The organism is Thalassospira sp. MCCC 1A01428 (genome assembly GCF_002115825.1).
Taxonomy (GTDB): domain Bacteria; phylum Pseudomonadota; class Alphaproteobacteria; order Rhodospirillales; family Thalassospiraceae; genus Thalassospira.
On the sequence record NZ_JFJZ01000137.1, the window covers coordinates 1 to 1,101 of the forward strand.

The following is a 1,101-nucleotide window of genomic DNA, read 5'->3' on the forward strand; positions in this document are numbered from 1 at the left end:
CCAATTGAGTCCAGACCCTAGACGAAAACCTGATCAGAGCATAATGCAAGACTTTGGGACACTTGCAAGCAGGGCATTGAACTTGCCTTCTTGGGTTTAAATGGGGAAACTCAGCATGACTTCGAACATGAATAGCGTTGTTACGTCTGCGGATACAGTTGTTGGCGATCTTGCCAATGCGATTGAGGGTGATACCAGTGCCGCATTTCTGGCGGGCCATTTTTTACCGTCGGTTCGGGTGGCGCATCAGGATGTCGGGTTGGACAGATTTGATGCGTTAGAAGCACGCGAGATCCAGATTCCCCAGGGACGGCAGGCATTTCTGGAATTTATTGCTGATTGGCAGAAGAAATATAATGCCAACCTGAAGATCGGCATTATTTCTACCCTGATTTTACCTTTGGCGGCTTGCGGCGGCGGTGGCGGCGGTGGACTAGGGGGTGCGTTTGGTGGTGGATCCGGCGGCAAGGTTGTCGATGGTTACATTTCTGGCGCCACGGTGTCGCGTGTTGATGGATCGGGCAATACGGTTACAACCGATGCCAATGGTAATTTTACCGGCCTGACCGGCAGTGGCGCCATCAAGATCACAGGTGGTACCGATATCAGCACTGGCCTGGCGTTTGAAGGAACATTGACGGCTCCTGATGGTTCCAGCGTGGTCACGCCACTGACAACATTGGTGCAAAAGCTGATTGAGGATGATCCCAATACCACGGAAGAAGAAGCCATTACGGCGGTGAAGAATGCCTTTGGCTTGACGGGCGGCTTCGATGTTGATTTGAAAACCGTTGATCCTGTCGCGACCAACAACGAAGCCTTGTTCAAGGCTGGCGTTCAGGTTGCCAATATTATGACCATGGGTGCCAAGGCTCTTACCGGATCCGGGGTGCAAACGGATGCGTCACTTGCTATTGATGCAGTCGCAGATGCTTTGGTTAGTTCCATTAAAAGTGGTAATGACATTAGTCATATAAATACCAATCTTAAAGATGTTTTGGAAGCGGCTGGTGTTGATGCGACGATTTCCAGTTATGCGGCTTCGATCATTTCAGCCAGTAACAGCAATGTCAGTGATTCGACTAGGCTCAGGACTCATTA

General features: G+C 50.4%; 1 protein-coding gene. It reads left to right on the top strand.

Annotated features, from left to right (window positions below; all coding sequences use genetic code 11):
- Positions 1 to 115: 115 nt before the first annotated feature.
- Positions 116 to 1,101: hypothetical protein (locus THS27_RS26260; RefSeq protein WP_210403036.1), on the top strand; the 986-nt coding region annotated here is incomplete at its 3' end.